A 22,035-nucleotide genomic window follows, 5' to 3' on the forward strand; every position below is an offset into this window, starting at 1 on the left:
CGCCGGTGCCCCGGACGTGCGCCGCCCGCCGGGACCGGTGCCGTTCGCCGGGTCGCCACCACCGCGTAGGGTCGGCGAAATGACCGAGAACCCGTTCTTCAAGCCCAGCACCCTGGTCTACGAACTGCCACCCTTCGCCGAGATCCGGGAAGAGCACTACCTGCCCGCGTTCGAGCGCGGGATGGCCGAGCAGCTCGCCGAGATCGCCGAGATCGCCGCCAATCCGGAGCCGCCGACCTTCGACAACACCCTGATCGCGCTGGAGCGCTCGGGTGCGCTGCTGAAGCGGGTCCGCGCGGTCTTCGACAACCAGGTCTCCTCGGACACCACACCGGGCGTGGACCGGGTGGACGCCGAGATCAGCCCGCGGCTGGCGTCGCACCGGGACGCGATCCACCTGGACGCCGCGCTGTTCGCCCGGATCGAGGAGCTGCACGGGCGGCGGGCCGGGCTCGGCCTGGACGAGGAGTCGCTGCGGCTGCTGGAGCGGCGGCACACCGCCTTCGTCCGGGCCGGCGCCCGGCTCGGCGCCGCCGAGCAGCAGCGGCTGCGCGGGCTCAACGCCGAACTGGCCGCCGGCGCCTCGGCGTTCCGCCGCAACGTGTCGGCGGACTCGAAGGCGCGGGCGCTGGTGCTGGACTCCGCGGCGGAGCTGGCCGGGCTCTCGCCGGACGCGATCGCCGGCGCGGCCGAGAACGCCCGGGCGCTCGGGCACGACGGCAAGTACGTGCTGAGCCTGAAGAACTTCTCCAACCAGACCGAGCTGGCCTTCCTCACCGACCGTTCGGTGCGCGAGCGCCTGCTGGCGGCCTCGCTGGGCCGCGCCGCCGAGGCCAACGGCCCGCTGGCGATCCGGATGTCCGCGCTGCGCGCCGAGCGGGCCCGGCTGCTCGGGTACGACACGCACGCCGCGTACGTGGTGGCGGACGAGACGGCCGGCACCGTCGGGGCGGTGGACGCGCTGCTGGCCCGGCTGGTGCCGCCGGCGGTGGCCAACGCGCGACGGGAGGCGGTGGAGCTGGCCGCCGCGGCGGCCGCCGACGGGATCGAGGAGATCGCCGCGCACGACTGGGCGTACTACTCGGAGCTGGTCCGGCAGTCCTCCTACCAGGTGGACGCGGCGGCGCTGCGCCCCTGGTTCGAGCTGGAGCGGGTGCTGCGCGACGGCGTCTTCTTCGCCGCCAACCTGGCCTACGGGGTGACCTTCACCGAGCGGCCGGACCTCACCGCGTACCACCGGGACGTGCGGGTCTTCGAGGTGTTCGAGGAGGACGGCGGCTCGCTCGGCCTGTTCCTCGGGGACTTCCACGCCCGGGCGTCCAAGCGCGGCGGCGCCTGGATGGACGAACTGGTCACCCAGTCGCGGCTGCTGGGCCGCCGGCCGGTGGTGATGAACAACCTGAACGTGGCCCGCCCGGCGCCGGGCGAGCCGGTGCTGCTCTCCTGGGACGAGGTGCGCACGCTGTTCCACGAGTTCGGCCACGCGCTGCACGGGCTCTTCTCGGACGTGCGCTACCCGTACTTCGCCGGGACGGACGTGCCGCGGGACTTCGTGGAGTTCCCCTCGCAGGTCAACGAGATGTGGATGGTTTGGCCCGAGGTGCTGGCCAACTACGCCAAGCACCACGTGACCGGCGAGCCGCTGCCGGCCGAGCTGGTCGAGCGGATGGCGGCGGCCGAGGGCTTCGGGCAGGGGTACCGGACCGTCGAGTACCTGGCGGCGACGCTGCTGGACCTCGCCTGGCACACCGTGCCGCAGGGCCAGGAGATCGCGGACGCCGAGGAGTTCGAGGCGCGGGCGCTGGCGAAGGCCGGGCTCGCGGTGGCGGCGATCCCGCCGCGCTACCGGACGGCGTACTTCTCGCACATCTTCGCCGGCGGGTACAGCGCGGGCTACTACGCGTACATCTGGTCCGAGGTGCTGGACGCCGAGACGGTGGACTGGTTCCGGGGGAACGGCCGCAGCGTGCGGGAGAGCGGCGAGGTGTTCCGCCGTGAGCTGCTGTCGCGCGGGGACAGCCGGGAGGCGCTGGACTCCTTCCGCGCGGTGGTCGGCCGCGACCCGCAGACCGGTCCGCTGCTGGCCCGCCGCGGTCTGGCCTAGGCCCGCTCCGGCCCGGCGGGGCCGGCCGGTGGCCCGCCGCAGGGGCGGGCCGCCGGGCCTCAGCGGGGTGCGAGGGTCACCGTGACCGGGGTGCCCGGGCGGGTGTGCGGCAGGCGGATCCGCGCGGTGCCGGCCTGCCCGCCGGCCGGCTGGTCGAGTTCGACCCGGGCCGCCGGGGTGACGGAGATCCGCACACCGGCGGGGAAGGCCGCGGCCGGCAGGACGAGTTCGGTGGTCCGGCCGCTGCCGTCGGCGGTCCAGCCGACGAGGTGGCCGACCGCCGTCGCGCCGGTGCGCACGGCCGTCCCGGCGACCGCCACCGGGTACGGGCCGAAGGCCGGCTCGTCGCCGGGGGCGGGCCGGCCGGCCGGGTCGAGCGCGCAGTAGCCGCCGTTGCCCCGGCACCAGTACCACATGGCCCAGCCGGCGGCGAAGCCGTCCATGGCCGCGACCTGGCGGCGGACCAGCTGGGTGTTGCCCGGGGTCCGCGCGTTCGGCGGGCCCCACTCGCCGACCAGGACGGGCAGGTGGTGGGCGGCGGGGTAGGCGGTGATCGCGGCGGTGTAGTTCTCGACGAAGCCGCCGGACGGGTCCCAGTCGGCGCCGGACTCCACGGCGGTGTCGTAGAAGTGCGGCGCGTAGCCGAGCCGGGGCGCGCCGGGGCGCGGGTCGGCGAAGCCGGGCAGCCGGGTGGGCACGCCCTGGCCCACCAGTACCGTCGGCTCGACGAACAGCCAGGCGCGGGAGTCCACGTGGCGCACGGCCCGGATCAGCCGGCGGTACATGTCGGCGAGCCGGCCCTGTTCGAGGGCGGCGGAGGCGGCGGCGAGCACGGCCGGATCGGTCGGGTCGCCGTCCACCGGGCCGAACGGCTCGTTGAACAGGTCGTAGCCCAGCAGGGAGCGGTGGCCGCGCAGTTCGCGGGCCAGCCGGGTGTAGAAGTCGGCCTGCCAGGCACGCAGGTCCGGGTCGTCGTAGAGGTGGCGGAAGGCCGCCTGGACGGCGGGCTGGAAGTAGCCGGCGAACCAGTCGTCCGGGTCCGGGGTGAACGGCAGGCCGTCGTCGCGGGTGGCCCAGAGCGGGATGCCGCGGTCGCCGCCGCCGTACTTCGGCCCGTAGACGTCCTGGTGGAAGTCGACCAGGGCCAGGACGCCGTAGCGGTCGGCCCAGTCGAGCACCCGGTGCAGACGGCGCAGTTCGGCCGGGTCGAGGTGCCCGCGGGTGGGCTCCAGCCTGGTCCAGGAGACGGCCACCCGGATCAGGGTGAAGCCCTGGGCGGCCAGCGCCGCGACGTCCTGCTCGGTGGCCTCGGCGTACTTGTCGAGGTTGAAGCCGCGCAGCCGCAGGCGGCGGCCGGTGGCGTCGGTGAGGTCGGTGGTGCCGTCCGGCGCGGTGGCGGTGGCGGTGGGGAACCCGGCCCGGGCCGGCCGGTCGTGGGCCTGGCCCTGGGCGCTGCCCCGGGCGCTGTCCCGGGCCTGGGCCGGGGTCGCGGACAGTGGGACGGCCAGGGCGGCGGTGGCGGCGAGCAGGAGGGCAACGGCGGTGCGGCACGGGCGCATCGGGACCTCGCGGAGCGTGGGCGGGGCCCGATGATGCCCGGATTGCCGTGCACAGCACAAGGGTTCAGGACGGCGGTGCCTCGGCCGCCGGAGCGGGCAGGGCGGCGGTCGGCAGGTCGGCGGCGGCCGCGAGGCGCCCCCAGAGCAGATCGGCCAGTGCCTGCACCATCCGGGTGCGCGAGCAGGGTCTGGACTCCAGCCACCAGTCCCCGGCCGCCAGCACCATGCCGGTGATGCCCCGGCCCCAGGCCTCGGCGAGGAGTTCGCGGTCGGCCCCGAGGTCGACCTGGCTCTGGACGGCCCGGGTGATCTCCTCGGCGATCTGCCGCAGCGCCGGGGCGAGCGCGTTGCCGATGCCGGACGGGTCGCCGGGCTCGGGGTGGGTGAGCAGCCGGTAGACCTGCGGGCGGGCCTCGATCCCGGCGAGGTAGGTGTCCAGGACGTGCTCGACCCGGTCGCGGCGCTCCAGCGGCTCGCTCAGCGCGGCCCGCACGGCGGCCAGCAGACCGCTGGTGTGGCGCTCGGTCAGTGCTCTGATCAGGCCGTTCCGGTCACCGAAGTGGCGGTAGAGGATCGGCTTGGTGATGCCGGCCTCGGCGGCGATGGCGTTCATGCTGGCGCCCGGGCCCTCCCGCTGGACGACCCGGTCGGCGGCGTTGAGCAGCTGCTCCCGGCGGGGTTCGTCGGCGGGCGGCATGGGGGCTCCTGGCGGGTCTGGCCGGCGCGGTCGCGGCTGGGGGAGTGGTGCGGGGCGCTTGTGCGGGGGCGGGGCCGTGCGGGTGGGGCGGTGTGCGGGGCGGGGCGCGGGGCAGGCGGGCTGCGGAGCCGCCGGCGGGGGCGTTGACATTCCTACCTATGAGTAGCAGACTCCCCGCGATGTTACCCCCGGTAACACCTGTCCGACACTGCCCGCCCTTGTACCCGCCGCCGGCCCGGTGGCGAGGGGCCCCTTCGACCGGAGGCATCATGAGCACGTTCTCGCTGGACCCGGGCGCGGACCAGCTCGCCGTACGCGACTGGCTGCACGGCTTCGCCGCCGAGGTGATGCGCCCCGCCGCGGCCGAGTGGGACGAGCGGGAGGAGACCCCCTGGCCGGTCATCCAGGAGGCCGCCAAGATCGGGATCTACTCCCTGGACTTCTACGCCCAGCAGTACTTCGACCCCTCCGGCGTGGGCATCCCGATCGCCATGGAGGAGCTGTTCTGGGGCGACGCGGGCATCGGCCTCTCCATCGTCGGCACCACGCTGGCCGCCGTCGCGGTGCTCGCCAACGGCACCGACGAGCAGATCGGCACCTGGGCGCCGCAGATGTTCGGCACCCCGGACGACGTCAAGGTGGCCGCGTTCTGCTCCTCCGAGCCGGACGCCGGCTCGGACGTCTCCGCCCTGCGCACCAAGGCCGTCTACGACGAGGCCAAGGACGAGTGGGTGCTGAACGGCACCAAGACCTGGGCGACCAACGGCGGGATCGCCGCCGTCCACGTGGTCGTCGCCACCGTCGACCCGGCGCTCGGCGCGCGCGGGCAGGCCTCCTTCGTGGTGCCGCCGGGCACGCCCGGGCTGAGCCAGGGCCAGAAGTTCAAGAAGCACGGCATCCGCGCCTCGCACACCGCCGAGGTGGTCCTGGACGGCGTCCGGCTGCCCGGTCACTGCCTGCTCGGCGGCAAGGAGAAGCTGGACGAGCGGCTGGCCCGGGCCCGCGAGGGGGCCAAGCGCGCCGGCGGCCGGGGCAACGCGGCGATGGCCACCTTCGAGGCCTCCCGGCCGGCCGTCGGGGCCCAGGCGATCGGCATCGCCCGGGCCGCCTACGAGGTGGCGCTGGACTACGCGAAGACCCGGGTGCAGTTCGGCCGCCCGATCATCGACAACCAGGGCGTGGCCTTCCAGCTGGCGGACATGAGGACGCGGATCGACGCCGCCCGGCTGCTGGTCTGGCGGGCCTCCTGGATGGCGGCCAACAACCAGCCGTTCACCGCGGCCGAGGGCTCGATGTCCAAGCTCTACGCGGGCGAGACCGCCAAGTGGGTCACCGCGCAGGCGATGCAGATCCTCGGCGGCAACGGCTTCACCCGCGAGTACCCGGTGGAGCGGATGCACCGGGACAGCGCGATCTACTCGATCTTCGAGGGCACCAGCGAGATCCAGCGTCTGGTGATCGCCCGCGCGGTCTCCGGGATGCCGATCCGCTGAGTGCGCGGGGCGGCGCCGCAGGAGGTCAGCGCGCCGCCCAGAAGGTGAGCCCGGCGGTGAGGGCGCCCACCACCGCGCCGACCACGGTCTGCGCGGTGGTGTGGTCCCGCAGCACCACTCGGGACCAGCCGATCAGTGCGACCGGCGGGCCGAGCAGCAGCCACCACGGGCCGAGCGCGACGGCCAGGCAGACCACCGCGCCGCTCGCCACCGCGGTGTGGATCGAGACCTTCCACCAGACGGTGATCACCAGGATCGGGACGAGCGAGGCGAACATCGCCAGCACCACGGCGGTCAGGTCGGCCGGCGCGTCCAGCCCGAGCATCACCGCGAAGCAGGTCAGCACCGACCCCATGATGAACGGGATCACCGTCAGCCGCCGCTGCCGGTGGCCGACGTGGCGGTCCTCCACGGTGCCCCTGCGGATGCCGCGCCGGATGAACAGGGTCGGCACGACGGCGGCGAACACCGCCGCGAACACCGCCCAGCCGAGGCCCTCCCAGCCGTAGCGCAGGACGCCGAGCAGCGGCAGCATCGCGATGATCACGTTCTTCGGCTCGACGCCGTCGGTGACCCGGCGGGCCCAGATCGTGCTGCTCGTCGGGGTGGTCATCGCGGGTGGTGCTCCTGGCGGCTCGGCTGGACCTTCGATCGGATGATCGTAATGGCCCTGTGCGAGGGTCAGAAACGGGGCGGGCGGCCCTCCAGGAAGGCGGCGAGGCCCTCACGGACGTCCGGAGCCTCGCGGGAGCGGCGCTCCCAGGGGCGCAGCGCCTCGGCGGCGCGCTCCGGCGGGACGGCCAGCGCGGCCTTGACGGCGCCGATGGTCTGCGGCGAGCGCGTGGTCAGCAGCCGGGCGAACTCCAGCGCCGCGGCGTCCAGTTCGGCGCCCGGCAGGACCCGGTCGGCGAGGCCGGTCGCGGCGCCCTCCCGGCCGGTCACCAACTCGCCGGAGAAGAGCAGGTACTTGGCACGGGACGGGCCCACCAGCCGGGCCAGCCGCAGGGTCGGCACCGCCGGGTAGACCACGCCGAGCTTGGCCGGGGTGATGCCCAGCCGGGCGTCCTCGGCGACGAACCGCAGGTCGCAGGCGACGGCCAGCTGGCAGCCCCCGCCGACGCAGGCGCCGTGCACCACCGCGACGGTCGGGTGCGGGAAGGCCGCCAGCGCCTCCTCGGCGGCGACATTGACGGCGTGGTAGTCGTCGGCGCGGTCCGGGTCGGCGTAGATCTCGGACAGCTCGGCGATGTCCGCCCCGGCGCTGAAGGTGCCGCCGGCGCCGGTGACCAGCAGGGCCCGCAGGCCGGGCTGCTCGGCGAGCCGGAGCAGGACCTTCGGCAGGGCCTGCCAGATCGCCAGGGTGACGGCGTTGCGCCGGTGCGGCCGGGCGAACTCCAGCACCGCGACGCCGTCCTCGCCGGTGTAGGCGTTGAGGCCGTCGACATGGGTGGGCAGCGGGGAGCGGTCCCGCGTGAGCAGCGGCTGGTCCATGCGCACCTCCGGAGATCGTGGTGCGGACACTCTCTCAGGCGCGGCGCGGGCCCGGGCGGCCGGGGCGTGCGGGCCTGCGGGCGTGGGCCCGCGGGTGTTCAGGCGCTCAGGCGGACCGGGTGCCGTAGTCGCCGAGGCCGTGCTCGACCAGGGCGAAGGCGCGGCGGGCCTGCTCGACGGCCTCCGGGAGCACCTCGGCGGCCCGTTCGCCGGCCAGCATCCGGCGGTGGTTCTCGTCGGTCAGGGCCAGTCGGGCGCTCATCAGCTGGGCGGCGGCGACCCGGGCGGCGAGCCGGTCGCCGGCGGGGTCCTGGGCGAGGAGCTCGGTGGCGAGCAGTTCGTTGGCCGCACGGCTCCACGCGGTGGTGGCGCGCAGCGCCAGCGCGGGCGTCCGGTGGATCAGCCGGACCACGTCGAGGACGAACCGGTCGTCGCTCAGGCCGGTGGCCGGGTCGAACCGCTCCAGGGCGGCCAGGAAGTGGTCGCGCACCGCGGCCACTGCCGAGACGCCGGGGGCGCGATCGCGGATCACCTCGGCGGCTTCGCCGGTGTGCCGCTCCATCGGGCCCATGACCAGGTCTTCCTTGGACGGGAAGTAGTTGAAGACGGTCATCTTCGAGACCTCGGCCGCGGCGGCGATCTCGGCGACCGAGACCTCGTCGAAGCTCCGCTCGGCGAAGAGGGCGATCGCGCTGCGCCAGATCCGGACGGCGGTCTGGCGCTTCTTGCGCTCGCGCAGGCCCAGGGCCGCTTCTGCCGGTTCGGTTGCTTCGGGATCGGTGGTTGCGGTGCGCTTCGCCATGGCGGAACTGTACCAGGATCAAAGATTGATCGGGATGAATGATTGACCGGGATTAATGATGGACCAGGGCGAAGAGTTTACCCCACCGAAGAATTGACCGAGTAAAAAATGTCTGCCAGGGTGAGGGCGGGCCGCCGGGCCGCACCCGTCCGGTGCCGGCCGGTCCGCCTCCGAACGCCCGAACTCCACGATCCCTGGGGGGACTTCCGATGGCCGCCACCGCACCGGCAGCAGCTCTGATGACGGAGCCCCAGCGCAAGCTGGGCATGCTCTTCTGCCTGATCACGATCATCCTGGCGGTGCTCGACATGAACATCGTGTCGGCCGCCACCGTGCCGATCGTCCGGGACCTCGACCCGGTCCACGGCGTCGACCAACTGCCCTGGCTGGTCAGCGCCTTCGCGCTGGCGGCGACGGCGCTGCTGCCGCTCTACGGCAAGCTCTGCGACGTGTACGGCGCCAAGCGGGCGCTGCTCGGCGCGGTCGGCGTCTTCCTGCTCGGCTCGGCGCTCTGCGGGGCGGCGCAGTCGATGACCCAGCTGATCGCCTTCCGGGCCGTCCAGGGCATCGGCGGCGGCGGGCTGATGAGCGTGACGATGGTGGTGATGGCGCAGCTCAAGGACCCGGACGAGGACAAGAGCGGCGGGGGCGGCGGCATGGGCGGCATCGTCGGCGGCGCCGGCATGGCCGTCGGCCCGCTGATCGGCGCCCTCCTGGCGGACCACCTCGACTGGCGCTGGATCTTCTACGTCAACCTGCCGCTCGGTCTGCTCGTCCTGGTCGGCTCCGCGCTCGTGCTCAAGCTCCCGCGCTCGGCCGGCCGGCGCGGCCTGGACTTCCTCGGCGCCGCCCTGGCGGCCGCGTTCGCCACCGGACTGCTGCTGGTGACCGAGTGGGGCGGCAAGACCTATGCCTGGACCTCTCCGGAGCTCCTCGGCCTGGCCGCCGGCACCGCCCTCGCCCTCGGCCTCTTCCTGTGGCGCCAGGCCACCGCCGCCGAGCCGGTGCTGCCGCTCTCGCTCTTCCGCGTTCCGGAGATCCGGATCGGGTTCGCGGTGCAGGGTCTGGTCGGGATGGGCCTGATGGGCGCGATCATGTACGTGATGCTGTACCTGCAGGTGGCCCGCGGTGTCGAGGCGACCTCCGCCAGCCTCTACCTGATCCCGATGGCGCTCGGCATGACGGCGGTCGGCCTCGCGGTCAACCGGCTCGCCGCGCGGGGCTGGTCCGTCCGGGCCGTGCTGGTCTCCGGTGCGGCCTGCGCCACGGCCGCCCTGCTGCTGCTCGGGCTGAACGGCCCGGACACCTCGCTCTGGCTGGTGCGGGCCGAACTCGTCCTGCTCGGCATCGGCCTCGGCCAGCTGATCGGCCACCTCATCGGGGTCGTCCAGGAGGCCGCTCCGGTCCACCAGTTGGGCGTGGCCACCACCGGCATCCGGTTCTTCCAGACGCTCGGCAGCGCGCTGGGCGCCGCGTTCTTCGGCACCGTGCTGGCCCGGGTCTTCGACAGCGGCGAGCCCGGCACCCCGCTCGGTGCGGTGGGCCGACTGACCGGCGCCGCCCGGGAGCACGCGGTGCACAGCTTCATCGACGCGGTCGACGTGGTGTTCTTCTCGGCGGCCGGGGTGATGGCGCTGGTCATGGTGCTCGCGCTGCAGCTGCGGCCCACCGTGCCGGCGGCCGGGCCGCAGCCGGAGCAGCAGGCGCTGGCCGCCTGAGCGGGGGCGGACGGAGCGGGGCCCGGCGGACGCCCGTCCGCCGGGCCCCGCTCGGTGTCACGGGGTGGGCTTCCACTCGTGGGCCAGCATCGACCAGATCTCCGAGTCCTGGTAGACGCCGTTGACCAGGTACGACTCCCGCAGCGTGCCGTCGAGTCGCATGCCCAGCCGCTGGGCGAGGTTGCGGCTGCGGATGTTCGCCGGGGTGGTGTGCCACTCGATCCGGTGCAGGCCGCGCGTGGTGAACGCGTAGTCGATCAGGTGCCGGACGGCGGCGGCGACCAGGCCCCGGCCCTCGCCGGCGGGCTCGGTCCAGACGCCGATCTCGGCGACGCCGGTGGTGGCGCTGAAGGTCACGAACATCGTGCCGCCGACCAGCGTGCCGTCCAGCCAGATCCCGTAGAGCCGGCCCGCGTCGGCGGCCTGCCGGTCGGCGTAGCCCTGCAGGGTGGCGCGGGCCGACTCCAGGTCGGTGGAGCGGCCGGCCCAGCCGATCCACGGGTTCATGTGGTCGCGGGCGCGGTCGATATTGGCCAGGAACTCGGCTGCCTGCCACGGCTCCAGGGGGCGCAGTTCGGCATGGTCGGTGAGCGGGACGGCGAACATCGGCGGGCCTTTCGAGGGTGGGGGCGGTGAGCGGGACGGTGGGGAGGCGGGTGGCCGGTCGGGCGGTGGGCCCGGGGGCCGTCCGACCGTTCCGACATACATAACAAACGTTTGGTAGGTACCATAGCGCCTATGACACCAGCCCGGGGAGACCATGAAGCCCGCCGCCGGGACGTATCCGAGGCGGTCTGGCGGGTGCTGTCCTCGCGGGGCTTCGAGGGGTTGACGCTGCGCGCGGTGGCCGCCGAAATGGACGCCTCCACCGGGCTGTTGACGCACTACTTCCCCAACAAGCGGGCGCTCGTGGCGCACGCCCTCGACGTGCTGGACGGGCGCTCCCAGGAGCGCCCGCGCCGGATCGCGCCGGGCGACGGCAGCCCGCCGCCGGCCGCCGGGCTGCCCCGGCTGCGGGCGGCGCTGCTCGACATCCTCCCGCTGGACGCCGCCGCCGTCGCCGGCAACCGGATCTGGGTCGGCTCCTGGGACGTGGCACTGGCCGACCCCGAGCTGGCCGCCGCGCACGCGGCCCGCTACGGGCGGGCGCGGGAGCTGCTGACCGAGTCGGTGGCGGCGGCGCAGCGGCTCGGCGAACTGCCGGACGGGGTGGCCGCCGAGCAGCTCGCGGCGGGGGCGCAGGCCTTCGCGCTGGGGCTGGTGGTGCAGGCGCTGTTCGCGCCGGCGGAGTTCCCGCCCGAGCGGCAGACGGCGCTGCTGGACGCCTATTTGGCGGGACTGGCCGGGCCGGCGGGCCCGGCGGTTGTCGGGGCGGGGGCGGGGGCGGCCGAAGGTGCGCGGGGCGCCGAGCGAACGACCGAGCGGAGTGCAGAGCGGACTACCGGGCGGACTGTCGAGCGGAGTACCGAGTCCGGGGGCATTGTCTGATTTCGCCCGTTGTTTCCGTTCGGACCGTTGTTTCCGTCCGGACCGTACGGCCGGTTCGTACCGGGGTTTCCCGCGGGGCCGTTTCCGGCGCTGCCATGACACGCATTGTCACGGGTTATGCGCGTTCGGTGCCCGGAATTTCCCGGCGGGCCGGCCGGGCATAGCCCTCGCCGGCGTTGTGGCCTGCGGCAATTCGGGCAGAGTGCCCCCAGCAGGATTCGAACCTGCGACCTACCGCTTAGAAGGCGGGTGCTCTATCCGCTGAGCTATGGGGGCGGGACGGACGGCGCCCGGATGGGCGTGACCGTTGCCGGGATCGGGCGACGAGCGCGTGGGGCGCCCGCTGTCCGGCCCCGTGCCTGAGGGTGGGGTGGGGGTTGGCGGGGCCTTGCCCTGTCGGGGACAGGATAAGGGTGTCCAGATCCTCGGCCGGGTGTAACAACACCGTCGCGGGTGTGTCGGCTTCGGTGGAGCGGTCCGATAATCGCAGGTGAAGGCCGTGCGTGCAGCGGTCTGACGCTCTTCGGCGCCGGACGTTGTGCAGTCGTTACGGGGCTGCCGCCCCACCCGTTATGGATTCGGCACGGAGAAAGTACCCCGGTCGGCGCGGGTGGGGGGCCGTATTCGGGTTCGTTCGGTCGGATGACGTGGGCGGACGGCCGGGCAGGCCACCCCTGGGGGTGCGGCGGTGCGGCGGGAAGCGGCCCGTTTGTTGTCATGGCCGCGCAGAGGTGAGGCCGAAAGTAGGACCGGAAGGGCCGAAATTCACCCCTGTGAGTGACATCGGTTTTCCACAGGGCCGAGTTGTCCACAGGATTTCCGATCTCTCTGGCGCGGATTTCCCGGGAAGCGCACTCTCAACTCGCACCGGTCGATTCCGTACGGTGCATCGGAGAGAACGGAGCGTGTTCTGTGAACGAGACCCAGGTGACGGTGATCGGCAATGTCGCGACCGAGGTGAGCTGCACCCGGACGGCCGACGGGGTGGCGGTGGCCAACTTCCGGCTGGCGTCGACGGAGCGCCGCTACGACCGGCTGCGGGAGGGCTGGGTGGACGGCGAGACGCAGTGGGTGACGGTGACGGCCTGGCGGGCGCTGGCGGGTCATCTGATCGGCTCGCTGTCGAAGGGGGATCCCGTGGTGGTGAGTGGCCGGCTGCGGGTGCGGGAGTGGACGGAGGGGGAGGCGCGGCGCAGCAGAGTCGAGATCGACGCCCGATCGGTCGGGCACGATCTCAGCCGTGGCACCGCCGTCTTCACGTGGGGCGCGGGGTCGCGGGGCGAGCCGCCGGGCGGTCGCGAAGTGCCCGTGGGCGAGGCGGTGCCGGGCTGGATCGCGGACGCACTGCAGGCGCGGAAGGCCTCGGCGGGGCCCCCGGTGGCACCCGTGTTGGCGGTCGCCGCATCGGGTGTGCGGGTGGACGACGGGGGAAGTGGGGGTGATGTGGAGGTGTCCTCGGGCTGACCGTCAGCTGATCCGAACTGTCGACAAATATGTTGATCGAGACGGTTGTTGTGCCCGCACGCGCAATCATCCGACCGGTTAAGCGAAAGATCCCGAGTTTCTGGCTGATCGTCAGCTTGTGTGGATGATGGGAGCATTGATAACGATACAGATACGGAATCGTCCTGATTTCGCATGGGGGTTTGCGCGCCTCCGTGGCTCAATAGGATTCGTCTGGTTCACACACATGCAGCTGCGTCACAGGGCGCGCGGCAATGCAAGGCGGGCTGCCCATCGGCTGGCCCGGCCCGGAGGGATCCCAGATGTTCCAGAGGCAGGGGCGGAGTCTTCCGCGCATAACCACTGTCATGCTCACGACCAGCGTAGCGCTGGGCGGGAGCCTGCTCGCGGCCGGTGCGGCGGCTGCGGCCGACGCGCCGGGTGCGGGCGTCACGGCGGTGATCCAGCCGACCATGCAGAGCGAGGAGATCGCCATCGAGGGCGGTCACTCCGTTCAGGGCGGTCTGTTCACCCTCAAGACGGCCAACGGCGAGCTCCGTACGTACTGCATCGACATCGACCACCCGGTCAACATCAAGAGCGGGGTCGAGTACCAGGAGTCGGACTGGAAGTCGAGCTCACTCGGCCGCAAGGAGAAGGCTCAGGACGCCGCCAAGATCCGTTGGATCCTGGAGAACTCCTACCCGCAGGTCACCGACCTCAAGAAGCTGGCCGACGCGGCCGGCATCAAGGAGGGCGAGCTCACCGCCGACGACGCCGCCGCGGGCACCCAGGCCGCGATCTGGAAGTTCTCCGACGGCAAGAACGCCACCCCGGTGGACGCGCAGGCCAAGAAGCTGCGCGACTACCTGGTCAGCGACAGCAACAAGGGCATCGCCGCCGAGCCCAAGCCCTCGCTGAGCCTCACCCCGGACTCGGTGTCGGGCAAGTCGGGCGGCAAGCTCGGTCCGTTCACCATCAACTCCAGCGCCTCCGAGGTGAAGCTCGCGGTCTCCGGCGACGCCGCGGACAAGGTGAAGCTGGTCGACAAGGACGGCAAGCCGGTCACCGGTCTGACCGGCCCGGTCGCGAAGGACACCTCGCTGTTCCTGGACGTGCCGGCCGGCACCCCGGACGGCACGGCCACCGTGACGGCCTCGGCCGAGACCGTCGTGCCCAACGGCCGGGTCTTCCTGAGCAAGGGCTACACCCCGGAGAAGCACAGCCAGACCATGATCCTGGCCGGCTCCACCAAGCTCAGCGTGGTGGACGCGGCCAAGGCCGCGTGGAAGGCGGGCAAGGGCCCGCTGGTGGACAGCAACGCCCAGGTCGAGTGCGACTCCAACGGCGTCCGCGTCAACGTCGCCAACGGCGGCGACGAGGCGGCCACCGTCACCGTGCAGCCGGGCAAGACGGTCACCGTGCAGCCGGGCAAGATCGAGAGCGTGGTCGTCCCGGTCGCCGAGGACGCCGCCTACGCCATCACCGTCACCGGCCCGAACGGCTTCACCAAGGAGTTCAAGGGCATCCTGGACTGCAAGGTGACCAGCGTGACCACGCCGACCGCCAGCCCGTCGGCCAGCAAGAGCGCCTCGGCCACCCCGACCCCGAGCGGCACCCCGAGCGGTACGCCGACCGCCGCCCCGTCCTCCTCGACGGCGCACCCGGTTCCGTCCGCCACCAGCCCGGCCCCGGGCACCACGGGCGGCCTGGCCGCCACCGGTGGTAACGACGCCACCCCGGTGCTCGCCGCCGTCGCCGGCGGTCTGGTCGTGGCCGGCGCTGCCGCGGTCTTCGTCCTGCGCCGCCGCGGTCGCCACGGTCGCAGCGCCGCCTGAGGCACGACCGCACCGGAGAAGTACCGAAGTACCGCTACACCGAAGTACCGAAGTACTGAAGTGAAAGGCGCCTGACCTGCCACGGCACGGCAGGCGCCGACCACCCGGCCCGGTTTCCCGCACCCGCTGCGGGGAGCCGGGCCGCGGTGCGTCCGGCGCGGTGGTGGCCGCGGGACCGCGTGGGCGGTGCGGGCGGACACCCCGGCGGGGAAAGGCTGGCGGTTCGGGCGCTCGGCCGGGTGCGGCACAATGGAAAGCTGCAACCCGAATTACTCCCGACGACGCCGGAGCGATCTCACGTGGCGGAATACATCTACACGATGCGCAAGGTGCGCAAGGCGCACGGCGACAAGGTCATCCTTGACGACGTGACGCTCAGCTTCCTCCCCGGAGCGAAGATCGGCGTCCTCGGTCCCAACGGGGCCGGTAAGTCCACCGTGCTCAAGATGATGGCCGGTCTGGAGCAGCCCTCCAACGGCGACGCCTTCCTCTCGCCCGGCTACACCGTCGGCATGCTGCTCCAGGAGCCGCCGCTCGACGAGACCAAGACGGTCCTGGAGAACGTCGAGGACGGCGTCAGGGAGGTCAAGGGGAAGCTCGACCGCTTCAACGAGATCGCCGAGCTGATGGCCACCGACTACTCGGACGCCCTGCTGGACGAGATGGGCAAGCTCCAGGAGGAGCTGGACCACGCCAACGCCTGGGACCTCGAGGCGCAGCTGGAGCAGGCCATGGACGCGCTGGGCTGCCCGCCCGGCGACTGGGCCGTCACCAAGCTCTCCGGTGGCGAGAAGCGCCGCGTCGCGCTCTGCAAGCTGCTGCTGGAGGCCCCCGACCTGCTGCTGCTCGACGAGCCCACCAACCACCTGGACGCCGAGTCGGTGAACTGGCTGGAGCAGCACCTGGCCAAGTACGCCGGCACCGTCGTCGCCGTCACCCACGACCGGTACTTCCTGGACAACGTGGCCGGCTGGATCCTGGAGCTCGACCGCGGCCGCGCCATCGGTTACGAGGGCAACTACTCCACCTACCTGGAGAGCAAGCAGTCGCGCCTCAAGGTCGAGGGCCAGAAGGACGCGAAGCGTGCCAAGCGGCTCCGCGAGGAGCTGGAGTGGGTCCGCTCCAACGCCAAGGGCCGGCAGGTGAAGTCCAAGGCGCGTCTCGCCCGCTACGAGGAGATGGCGGCCGAGGCCGACAAGATGCGGAAGCTGGACTTCGAGGAGATCCAGATCCCGCCGGGCCCGCGTCTGGGCAGCATCGTGGTCGAGGTGGAGAACCTCAACAAGGCCTTCGGCGAGAAGGTCCTGATCGACAACCTGAGCTTCACCCTGCCGCGCAACGGCATCGTCGGCGTGATCGGCCCCAACGGTGCCGGCAAGACCACGCTGTTCAAGATGCTGCAGGACATGGAGACGCCGGACTCGGGCAAGGTCAAGATCGGCGAGACGGTCAAGATCAGCTACGTCGACCAGTCGCGCGCCAACATCGACCCGAAGAAGACGCTCTGGGAGGTCGTCTCCGACGGTCTGGACTGGATCAACGTCGGCCAGGTCGAGATGCCGTCCCGCGCCTACGTGTCGGCCTTCGGCTTCAAGGGCCCGGACCAGCAGAAGCCGGCCGGTGTGCTCTCCGGTGGTGAGCGCAACCGCCTGAACCTGGCGCTCACCCTCAAGCAGGGCGGCAACCTGCTGCTCCTCGACGAGCCGACCAACGACCTCGACGTCGAGACCCTCTCCTCGCTGGAGAACGCGCTGCTGGAGTTCCCCGGCTGCGCCGTGGTCATCTCCCACGACCGCTGGTTCCTGGACCGGGTGGCCACCCACATCCTCGCCTACGAGGGCGAGAGCAAGTGGTTCTGGTTCGAGGGCAACTTCGAGTCGTACGAGAAGAACAAGATCGACCGGCTGGGCGCCGACGCCGCCCGTCCGCACCGGGCCACCTACAAGAAGCTGACCCGAGGCTGACACCCAGCTGTCACAACGGCCCGGCAGACTGCCCTCCGGGGCGGCCTGCCGGGCCGCGGCCCGCCGCCGATGCCTTCCGGCGGGTCACCGGACGTCGAGGAGAACACTCGTGGCACGCCACATCTACGCCTGTCCGCTGCGCTGGTCCGACATGGACGCCTTCGGGCACGTCAACAACGTGGTCTTCCTGCGCTACCTGGAGGAGGCCCGGATCGACTTCATGTTCACCCAGGCCGCCGCGGCCGGTGCCGGGGAGTTCGCGGGCGGCTCGGTGGTGGCCCGCCACGAGATCGACTACAAGCGTCCGCTGGTGCACCGGCCCGAGCCGGTCACCATCGAGACCTGGGTGACCAAGATCGGCGGTGCCTCGCTGACCGTCTCGTACGAGATCAAGGACACCGCCGAGGACGGCACCGAGACGGTGTACGTCCGGGCCTCCACCGTGGTCGTCCCCTACGACCTGGCCGAGGGCCGCCCGCGCCGGATCAGCCCGGTGGAGCGGGAGTTCCTGGGCCGCTTCGTGGATGAGCACGGCACGGGCGACCGCAGCAGGGGCGACCGCAGCGTCGAGGAGCCGGCTGTCGCGGCGGCCTGAGCCCCCGGCCCGGACCACCACCCGTCACCGATACCCGGATTCGAGCTGAACCGCGTTGACCGCTACCGCCTCCCTCGCCCTCGCCGACGCCGGGGAGGCCGCCGACCTGGCCGCCTTCCTGGTCCGCCTGCTGCGCTTCGACCGGGCGGCGGCGGTGCGCCTGCAGGCGGTGGCGAAGCAGGCCGGCGGCGACGGCGTCCTGGCCGTCTTCGGCCGGCTGCCGCTGGGCGGTTCCGGTGCGCTGGCCGTCCGCACCGCGCGGCTGGCCGAGCTGGTCGGGCCGGCGGACCGTACGGTCTCCGCGGGGCAGCTGCTGGACGGCCTGGACAGTGCGCGGAACACCGTGGCGCTGCCCGCGCCCGTCACCGGCCCGGCCTGGGCCGGGCTGTTGCCGCCGCGCTCCGGCTGGCGGCCGGTCGGCGAGCCGCCGGTGGCCGAGGTGTACCCGGAACTGATGGCCGGGGTGCGGGAGTTCCGTGAGCGCAGCGAGGCGGTGCCGGTCCACCACCGGACTCGTGCGGTGCTGGACGGGCTGGCCGACGAGATCTGGTCCCGGCCGGTGACCGCGCTGCCCGAGCTGCCTCTGCGCGCGGCGCACGCGGCCTATGTGATCGGTTTCCTCAAGCCGGGTGCGCCGCTGACCGTGCACCGCGCCGGCGGCTGGCTGCGGCTGAGCGCCCCGGCGGGGTCGGTGGCCGTGCGGACCGCGGCCGCGCCCGGCGCCGGGCTGGGGCTCAGCCCGATGCGCTAGGCCGTGCCCGGCCGGCAGCCCGGCGGCCTGCGCCGCCGGCGCCGGTGGCTCCGGGCGGTGGTCAGCCCTCGGTGTTGACCATCGAGGCGGCGGCGTAGGTGAGGTAGTCCCAGAGCTGCCGCTCGGCCTCGGCGGGCAGGGCCAGCTCGTCCACCGCCACCCGCATGTGCTTCAGCCAGGCGTCGTGCGCCGCGCGGTTCACCGTGAACGGCACGTGCCGCATCCGCAGCCGCGGGTGCCCGCGCTGCTCGCTGTAGGTGCGCGGACCGCCCCAGTACTGCATCAGGAAGAGCGTGAGGCGCTCCTCGGCGGGGCCGAGGTCCTCCTCGGGGTACATCGGCCGCAGCAACTCGTCCTGCGCGACGCCCTGGTAGAACCGGTGCACCAGCCGCCGGAAGGTCGGCTCGCCGCCGACCTGTTCGAAGAAGGTCTCCTCGCTGAGCGTGCCACGCCGGATCTCTTTCACCCGACCATGGTCGCAGACGGCGGCGGGGCCGTACACCGGGACCTGGGGACCAGGACCGCGGGCGTACGACCCCGCCGCCGTCAGGAGTCGGCTCAGGCGTCTTCCCAGCGGAAGAACCGCCAGGAGATCGCGGTGAGCGCGGCGGCGAACAGCAGCAGCCCGCCCATGGTCGGCAGCACGTCCATCACGCCGCCGCCCCGGGAGAGCACCGACTGGGCCGCGGTGACCAGGTGCTTCAGCGGCAGCGCCTCGGAGATGGTCCGCAGCCAGCCGGGCATGCCGTCGGTCGGGAAGAACGAGCCGGACAGGAACGACATCGGCAGCACGATGATCTGCGAGACGCCGTTGGCCGCCTCCTCGGTCTTGGCCAGCGACCCGGCCAGCAGGCCGATCGACATGAAGGCGATCGTCGCGCAGACCACCAGCGGGATGATCAGCCACCACTCGCCGCTGAGCTTCAGCCCGAAGAACGGCAGGGTGGCGACGACCAGGAAGACGGCCGTCTGGACCAGGGCCGTCAGCACCGAGACGGCGATCCGGGACGCCACGATCGACCCGGCGCTCACCGGGGCCAGCCGCAGCCGGCGCAGCACCTTCTTCTGCCGCCAGGACACCAGGGTCAGCGAGGCCCCGAACACCGCGCCGGTGGCCACCGCCCAGCCCAGCAGACCGGGGGTCAGGTACTGGATCGGCTTCAGCGAGTTGTCCTCGACCTGGCCCGCGTCCAGGACGAAGGCCGCCGGCCTGCCGCTGGCGGCCTGGTTGGCCTGCTGGACGACCGAGTTGACGATGCCCTGGACGGAGCCGGCACGGACCTGGTCGGCGGCGCTGAAGCGCAGCACGACCTTGCCGTCCGGGCCCTCCTTGATCATCGCGTCCAGGTCGCCCTTGCGGACCTTCTCCAGCGCGGCGGCCTCGTCGTCGCTGCGGCTGATGGTGAGGACCTTCTCCAGCTCGGCCCGGCCGTCGCCCTGCACCGAGTCCAGCAGCTGGACCGCACCGACCTGCACCACCTTGGCGTGCGGGCTGGACGCGCCCTTGAGCAGGGTGCCGAACAGCAGCAGGAACATCAGCGGGAAGAGGATCACGAAGAAGACGGCGGTGCGGTCCCGGAGGAAGGCGACCACCATCACCCGGGAGAGGCTGGCGAAGGCGCTCACCCGCTCGCGCTCCGGCTGCCCGTCGGGCGCGGCGGTGCCTCCGGTCGTGCGCTGGGCCGGAACGGTCACGTCCCGCGTGCGTTCGGCGCTCATGCGCGGTACTCCCGTCCGGTGAGCTGGAGGAAGACGTCCTCCAGGGTGGCGCCGCGGACTTCGAGTCCGCGCAGCGCGTTCTGCTCGGCCAGCACGGAGAGCACCGGGCCCGGCAGGCGGGTCGAGACGGCGAGCGAGACGCCGTCGTCCTCGACCGAGGCGACCTCGGCGCCGGTCGCGGCGAGCAGTTCGCGCGCCCGCTCGACGGACAGCAGCCCGGACTCCACGCTGATCCGCACGGTGTCGTCGATCTCGCGGACCAGCGCGGCCGGGGCACCGGTGCGCAGGACCTTCCCGTGGTCCATCACCGAGACGCGGTCGCAGAGCACCTCGGCCTCGTCCAGGTAGTGGGTGGTCAGCACGACCGTGCGGCCCTCGGCGTTGATGTCCCGCAGGAGGTCCCAGAGGTTGCGGCGGGCCTGCGGGTCGAGACCGGTGGTGGGCTCGTCCAGGAAGACCAGTTCCGGGTCGTGGACCAGTGCGCAGGCGATCGAGAGGCGCTGGGCCTGCCCGCCGGACATCTTGTCGGTCATCACCCCGGCCGACTCGCTGAGGCCCACCCGCTCCAGCATCACGTCGGCCCGCTTGGGGCCGACGCCGTAGAAGGAGCCGAAGGTGCGGATCGTCTCCCGCGCCGTCAGTTTGTTGAAGAAGGCCGAGGCCTGGAACTGCACGCCGATCCGCGGCAGCAATTTCGGATTGCGTGGCCAGGGAGCCATCCCCAGCAGCTCGATCCGGCCCTCGTCGGGCTTGCGGATTCCCTCCAGAATCTCCAGTGTGGTGGTCTTCCCGGCGCCGTTCGGGCCCAGGATTCCGTAAAACTCGCCGGCCTCGACGGTGAGGGAAACACCGTCGACGGCCTGCACGTCCCCGTACCGCTGACGGATTCCGTCGGCGGATATCGCTGCATTCATGTGGCCAGAGCGTAGGGGTATCCGGGGGTACTGGGGAGACCGGGCGCAAGTGATTTGAAGATCATTTTGCCAGGGCTTCCGGGCCGGTTCCGGGCCGGTGCGGGCCGTGCGTGTACGGGGGACAGGACGCCGACGGGGCCGGGCGGGAGCGGACTCCCACCCGGCCCCGGGCGTCGAGGGTCAGGCGCGGTGCAGGGTGATGGTCGTCCACGCCCCGATGTGGATCCGGTCGCCGTCGTTCAGCGGGATCGCGGTGTGCGGGGTGAGCGACTCGGCGCCGCCGTTCATCGTGGTGCCATTGGTGGAGTCCTGGTCGACCAGCACCCAGCTGCCGTCCGCCTGTTCGGCGAGCAGCGCGTGCTGGTGCGAGGCGCCCGGGTCCTCCGGCGGGACGGAGAGGTCGATCTCCGGCACGGTGCCGCGGTGCTGGCTGCGCCGGCCGATCCGCAGCTGGCCGCGGCCGGTCAGCGGGATGCGCCGCTCGGGGCAGTACGGCGGGAAGAAGAGGCCCGCCGCCTCCGGGCCGCTGCGGGCCATCATGTCGGTGAAGTAGTCGCGGTCGGCCGAGACCACCGCGATCCAGTTGGTCCGCACCGGCTCGGGCGGGGCGGGCTGGTACGGCGGCTGCTGTGCCTGCTGTGCCTGCTGGGCGTGCTGAGCGTGCTCCGCCTGCTGGGCGTGCTGGGCCTGGGGGGCGTGCTGGGCCTGCTGGGCCTGCGGGGGGACCGGCGGGGCCAGGTTGAACGAGGTGCCGAACTCGCCGCCGCGCCCGGTCGGACCGGGCTGGGCGTAGACCGGACCGGAGTCCTCGCGCGGCTGCTCCTGGTACGGGCGCTCCTGGTAGGACGCCTCCTGGTACGGAGCTTCCTGGTACGGAGCCTCCTGGAACGGCCCGGGCTGCGGGTAGCCGTAGGCGGGCTGTGCCTGCTGCTGGCCGTGCGGCTGCTGCTGGACCGGCGGCTGCTGGCCGCCGTACGCCGCCGGGATGTTGAGCGGGGCCGGCCCGCTCGCGGGTGCCGCCGGGGCGGGCGGGGGCTGGCGGTGCGAGGGCGCGGAGAGGTCGTAGTCGTACCCGCACTCCTCGCAGAACCGCCCGGTCTGCGGGCTGCGGCAGATCGGGCAGACCACCAGACCCTCGGTGAGGTCGGGGAAGCCCTGTGCGCCCGGCGGGACGGCGCCCGGCTGCTCCGGGGCAGGCTGCACCGGCCCGCCGAACGGCGCGCCGCCGTGGCCGGCGTGCCCGTGCCCGCCGTGCCCGCCATGCGCACCCGGGCCGCCGTGCGCGCCCGGGAGCGTGCCGGGCGGCGGCGGGATCGGCGGCGGCGGTGTCATCGGGAAGCCGCAGAAGTCGCACCAGTCCTCGGCCTGCGACTCGTGCCCCCTCGGGCAGATCGGCATCAGGTCCCCCCTCGATTTCCAGCCAGCTGGGGCAGCGTCCGGCCGGGCCGGGGCCCGACCG

At 72.8% G+C, this 22,035-nt stretch carries 18 protein-coding genes, 1 tRNA gene and 1 pseudogene; 9 read left to right on the forward strand and 11 right to left on the reverse strand.

Features of this window, described 5'->3' with window-relative positions; all coding sequences use genetic code 11:
• Positions 1–79: 79 nt before the first annotated feature.
• A complete protein-coding gene (locus ACWDRR_RS34620; protein ID WP_449776230.1) occupies positions 80–2,104 on the forward strand; it encodes a M3 family metallopeptidase in 2,025 nt (674 codons plus the stop codon).
• Positions 2,105–2,163: 59 nt separating this feature from the next.
• Here ACWDRR_RS34620 and ACWDRR_RS34625 read toward each other — a convergent pair whose 3' ends face one another.
• Both ACWDRR_RS34625 and ACWDRR_RS34630 read right to left on the reverse strand, forming a co-directional pair.
• Positions 2,164–3,663, reverse strand: coding sequence for a cellulase family glycosylhydrolase (locus tag ACWDRR_RS34625; protein WP_449776231.1), 1,500 nt, complete (start codon positions 3,661–3,663; stop codon positions 2,164–2,166).
• 64 nt (positions 3,664–3,727) lie between these two features.
• Positions 3,728–4,360, reverse strand: coding sequence for a TetR family transcriptional regulator (locus ACWDRR_RS34630; protein ID WP_449776232.1), 633 nt, complete (start codon positions 4,358–4,360; stop codon positions 3,728–3,730).
• Between the two features lie 269 nt (positions 4,361–4,629).
• Between ACWDRR_RS34630 and ACWDRR_RS34635 the strand changes: the two genes are divergently transcribed.
• Positions 4,630–5,853, forward strand: a complete 1,224-nt coding sequence (locus tag ACWDRR_RS34635; protein WP_449776233.1) for an acyl-CoA dehydrogenase family protein — start codon at positions 4,630–4,632, stop codon at positions 5,851–5,853.
• 25 nt (positions 5,854–5,878) lie between these two features.
• On the opposite strand, the gene ACWDRR_RS34640 is transcribed toward ACWDRR_RS34635, so the two are convergent.
• The 3 genes from ACWDRR_RS34640 to ACWDRR_RS34650 form a co-directional block, all read right to left on the reverse strand.
• A complete protein-coding gene (locus tag ACWDRR_RS34640) occupies positions 5,879–6,466 on the reverse strand; it encodes a hypothetical protein (protein ID WP_449776234.1) in 588 nt (195 codons plus the stop codon).
• A 68-nt stretch (positions 6,467–6,534) separates the two neighbouring features.
• Positions 6,535–7,344, reverse strand: coding sequence for an enoyl-CoA hydratase/isomerase family protein (locus ACWDRR_RS34645; RefSeq protein ID WP_449776235.1), 810 nt, complete (start codon positions 7,342–7,344; stop codon positions 6,535–6,537).
• 106 nt (positions 7,345–7,450) lie between these two features.
• Complete coding sequence (locus ACWDRR_RS34650) at positions 7,451–8,146, reverse strand: TetR/AcrR family transcriptional regulator (protein ID WP_449776236.1); 696 nt, start codon at positions 8,144–8,146, stop codon at positions 7,451–7,453.
• A 239-nt stretch (positions 8,147–8,385) separates the two neighbouring features.
• Here ACWDRR_RS34650 and ACWDRR_RS34655 point away from each other — a divergent pair, with 239 nt between their 5' ends.
• Positions 8,386–9,864 (forward strand): MFS transporter, encoded by a 1,479-nt coding sequence (locus tag ACWDRR_RS34655; protein ID WP_449776237.1) that lies wholly within the window; start codon positions 8,386–8,388, stop codon positions 9,862–9,864.
• Between the two features lie 57 nt (positions 9,865–9,921).
• Here the strand turns inward: ACWDRR_RS34655 and ACWDRR_RS34660 are convergent, their stop codons facing one another.
• Positions 9,922–10,470, reverse strand: a complete 549-nt coding sequence (locus ACWDRR_RS34660; protein ID WP_449776238.1) for a GNAT family N-acetyltransferase — start codon at positions 10,468–10,470, stop codon at positions 9,922–9,924.
• Between the two features lie 132 nt (positions 10,471–10,602).
• On the opposite strand from ACWDRR_RS34660, the pseudogene ACWDRR_RS34665 reads away from it, so the two are divergent.
• Positions 10,603–11,208, forward strand: a pseudogene (locus ACWDRR_RS34665) (TetR/AcrR family transcriptional regulator); the annotation flags it as partial.
• A 347-nt stretch (positions 11,209–11,555) separates the two neighbouring features.
• Here ACWDRR_RS34665 and ACWDRR_RS34670 read toward each other — a convergent pair.
• Positions 11,556–11,628: transfer RNA gene (locus tag ACWDRR_RS34670), tRNA-Arg, on the reverse strand.
• A gap of 636 nt (positions 11,629–12,264) precedes the next feature.
• Here ACWDRR_RS34670 and ACWDRR_RS34675 point away from each other — a divergent pair.
• From ACWDRR_RS34675 to ACWDRR_RS34695, 5 genes are all read left to right on the forward strand, one after another.
• Entirely contained in the window at positions 12,265–12,816 is a 552-nt protein-coding gene (locus ACWDRR_RS34675; RefSeq protein WP_449776239.1) for a single-stranded DNA-binding protein, read from the forward strand.
• A gap of 347 nt (positions 12,817–13,163) precedes the next feature.
• Positions 13,164–14,633 carry a Cys-Gln thioester bond-forming surface protein gene (locus ACWDRR_RS34680; RefSeq protein ID WP_449776240.1) on the forward strand — a complete coding sequence of 490 codons (1,470 nt, stop codon included), beginning with the start codon at positions 13,164–13,166 and terminating at the stop codon, positions 14,631–14,633.
• A 299-nt stretch (positions 14,634–14,932) separates the two neighbouring features.
• Positions 14,933–16,597: an energy-dependent translational throttle protein EttA gene (gene ettA, locus ACWDRR_RS34685; protein WP_449776241.1), complete on the forward strand. Its 1,665-nt coding sequence runs from the start codon at positions 14,933–14,935 to the stop codon at positions 16,595–16,597.
• A 109-nt stretch (positions 16,598–16,706) separates the two neighbouring features.
• Positions 16,707–17,192: an acyl-CoA thioesterase gene (locus ACWDRR_RS34690; protein WP_449776242.1), complete on the forward strand. Its 486-nt coding sequence runs from the start codon at positions 16,707–16,709 to the stop codon at positions 17,190–17,192.
• 55 nt (positions 17,193–17,247) lie between these two features.
• Positions 17,248–17,943 carry a hypothetical protein gene (locus ACWDRR_RS34695; RefSeq protein WP_449776243.1) on the forward strand — a complete coding sequence of 232 codons (696 nt, stop codon included), beginning with the start codon at positions 17,248–17,250 and terminating at the stop codon, positions 17,941–17,943.
• Between the two features lie 61 nt (positions 17,944–18,004).
• Here ACWDRR_RS34695 and ACWDRR_RS34700 read toward each other — a convergent pair whose 3' ends face one another.
• From ACWDRR_RS34700 to ACWDRR_RS34715, 4 genes are all read right to left on the reverse strand, one after another.
• Positions 18,005–18,409: a globin gene (locus ACWDRR_RS34700; protein ID WP_449776244.1), complete on the reverse strand. Its 405-nt coding sequence runs from the start codon at positions 18,407–18,409 to the stop codon at positions 18,005–18,007.
• Positions 18,410–18,501: 92 nt separating this feature from the next.
• A complete protein-coding gene (locus tag ACWDRR_RS34705; RefSeq protein ID WP_449776245.1) occupies positions 18,502–19,662 on the reverse strand; it encodes an ABC transporter permease in 1,161 nt (386 codons plus the stop codon).
• A complete protein-coding gene (locus ACWDRR_RS34710; protein ID WP_449776246.1) occupies positions 19,659–20,576 on the reverse strand; it encodes an ATP-binding cassette domain-containing protein in 918 nt (305 codons plus the stop codon). Before ACWDRR_RS34710 ends, ACWDRR_RS34705 begins: the two co-directional genes overlap by 4 nt.
• Before the next feature lie 180 nt (positions 20,577–20,756).
• Positions 20,757–21,974 (reverse strand): FHA domain-containing protein, encoded by a 1,218-nt coding sequence (locus ACWDRR_RS34715; RefSeq protein ID WP_449776247.1) that lies wholly within the window; start codon positions 21,972–21,974, stop codon positions 20,757–20,759.
• Positions 21,975–22,035 lie beyond the last annotated feature (61 nt).

The sequence above is a fragment of the Kitasatospora sp. NPDC003701 genome (assembly GCF_053587085.1).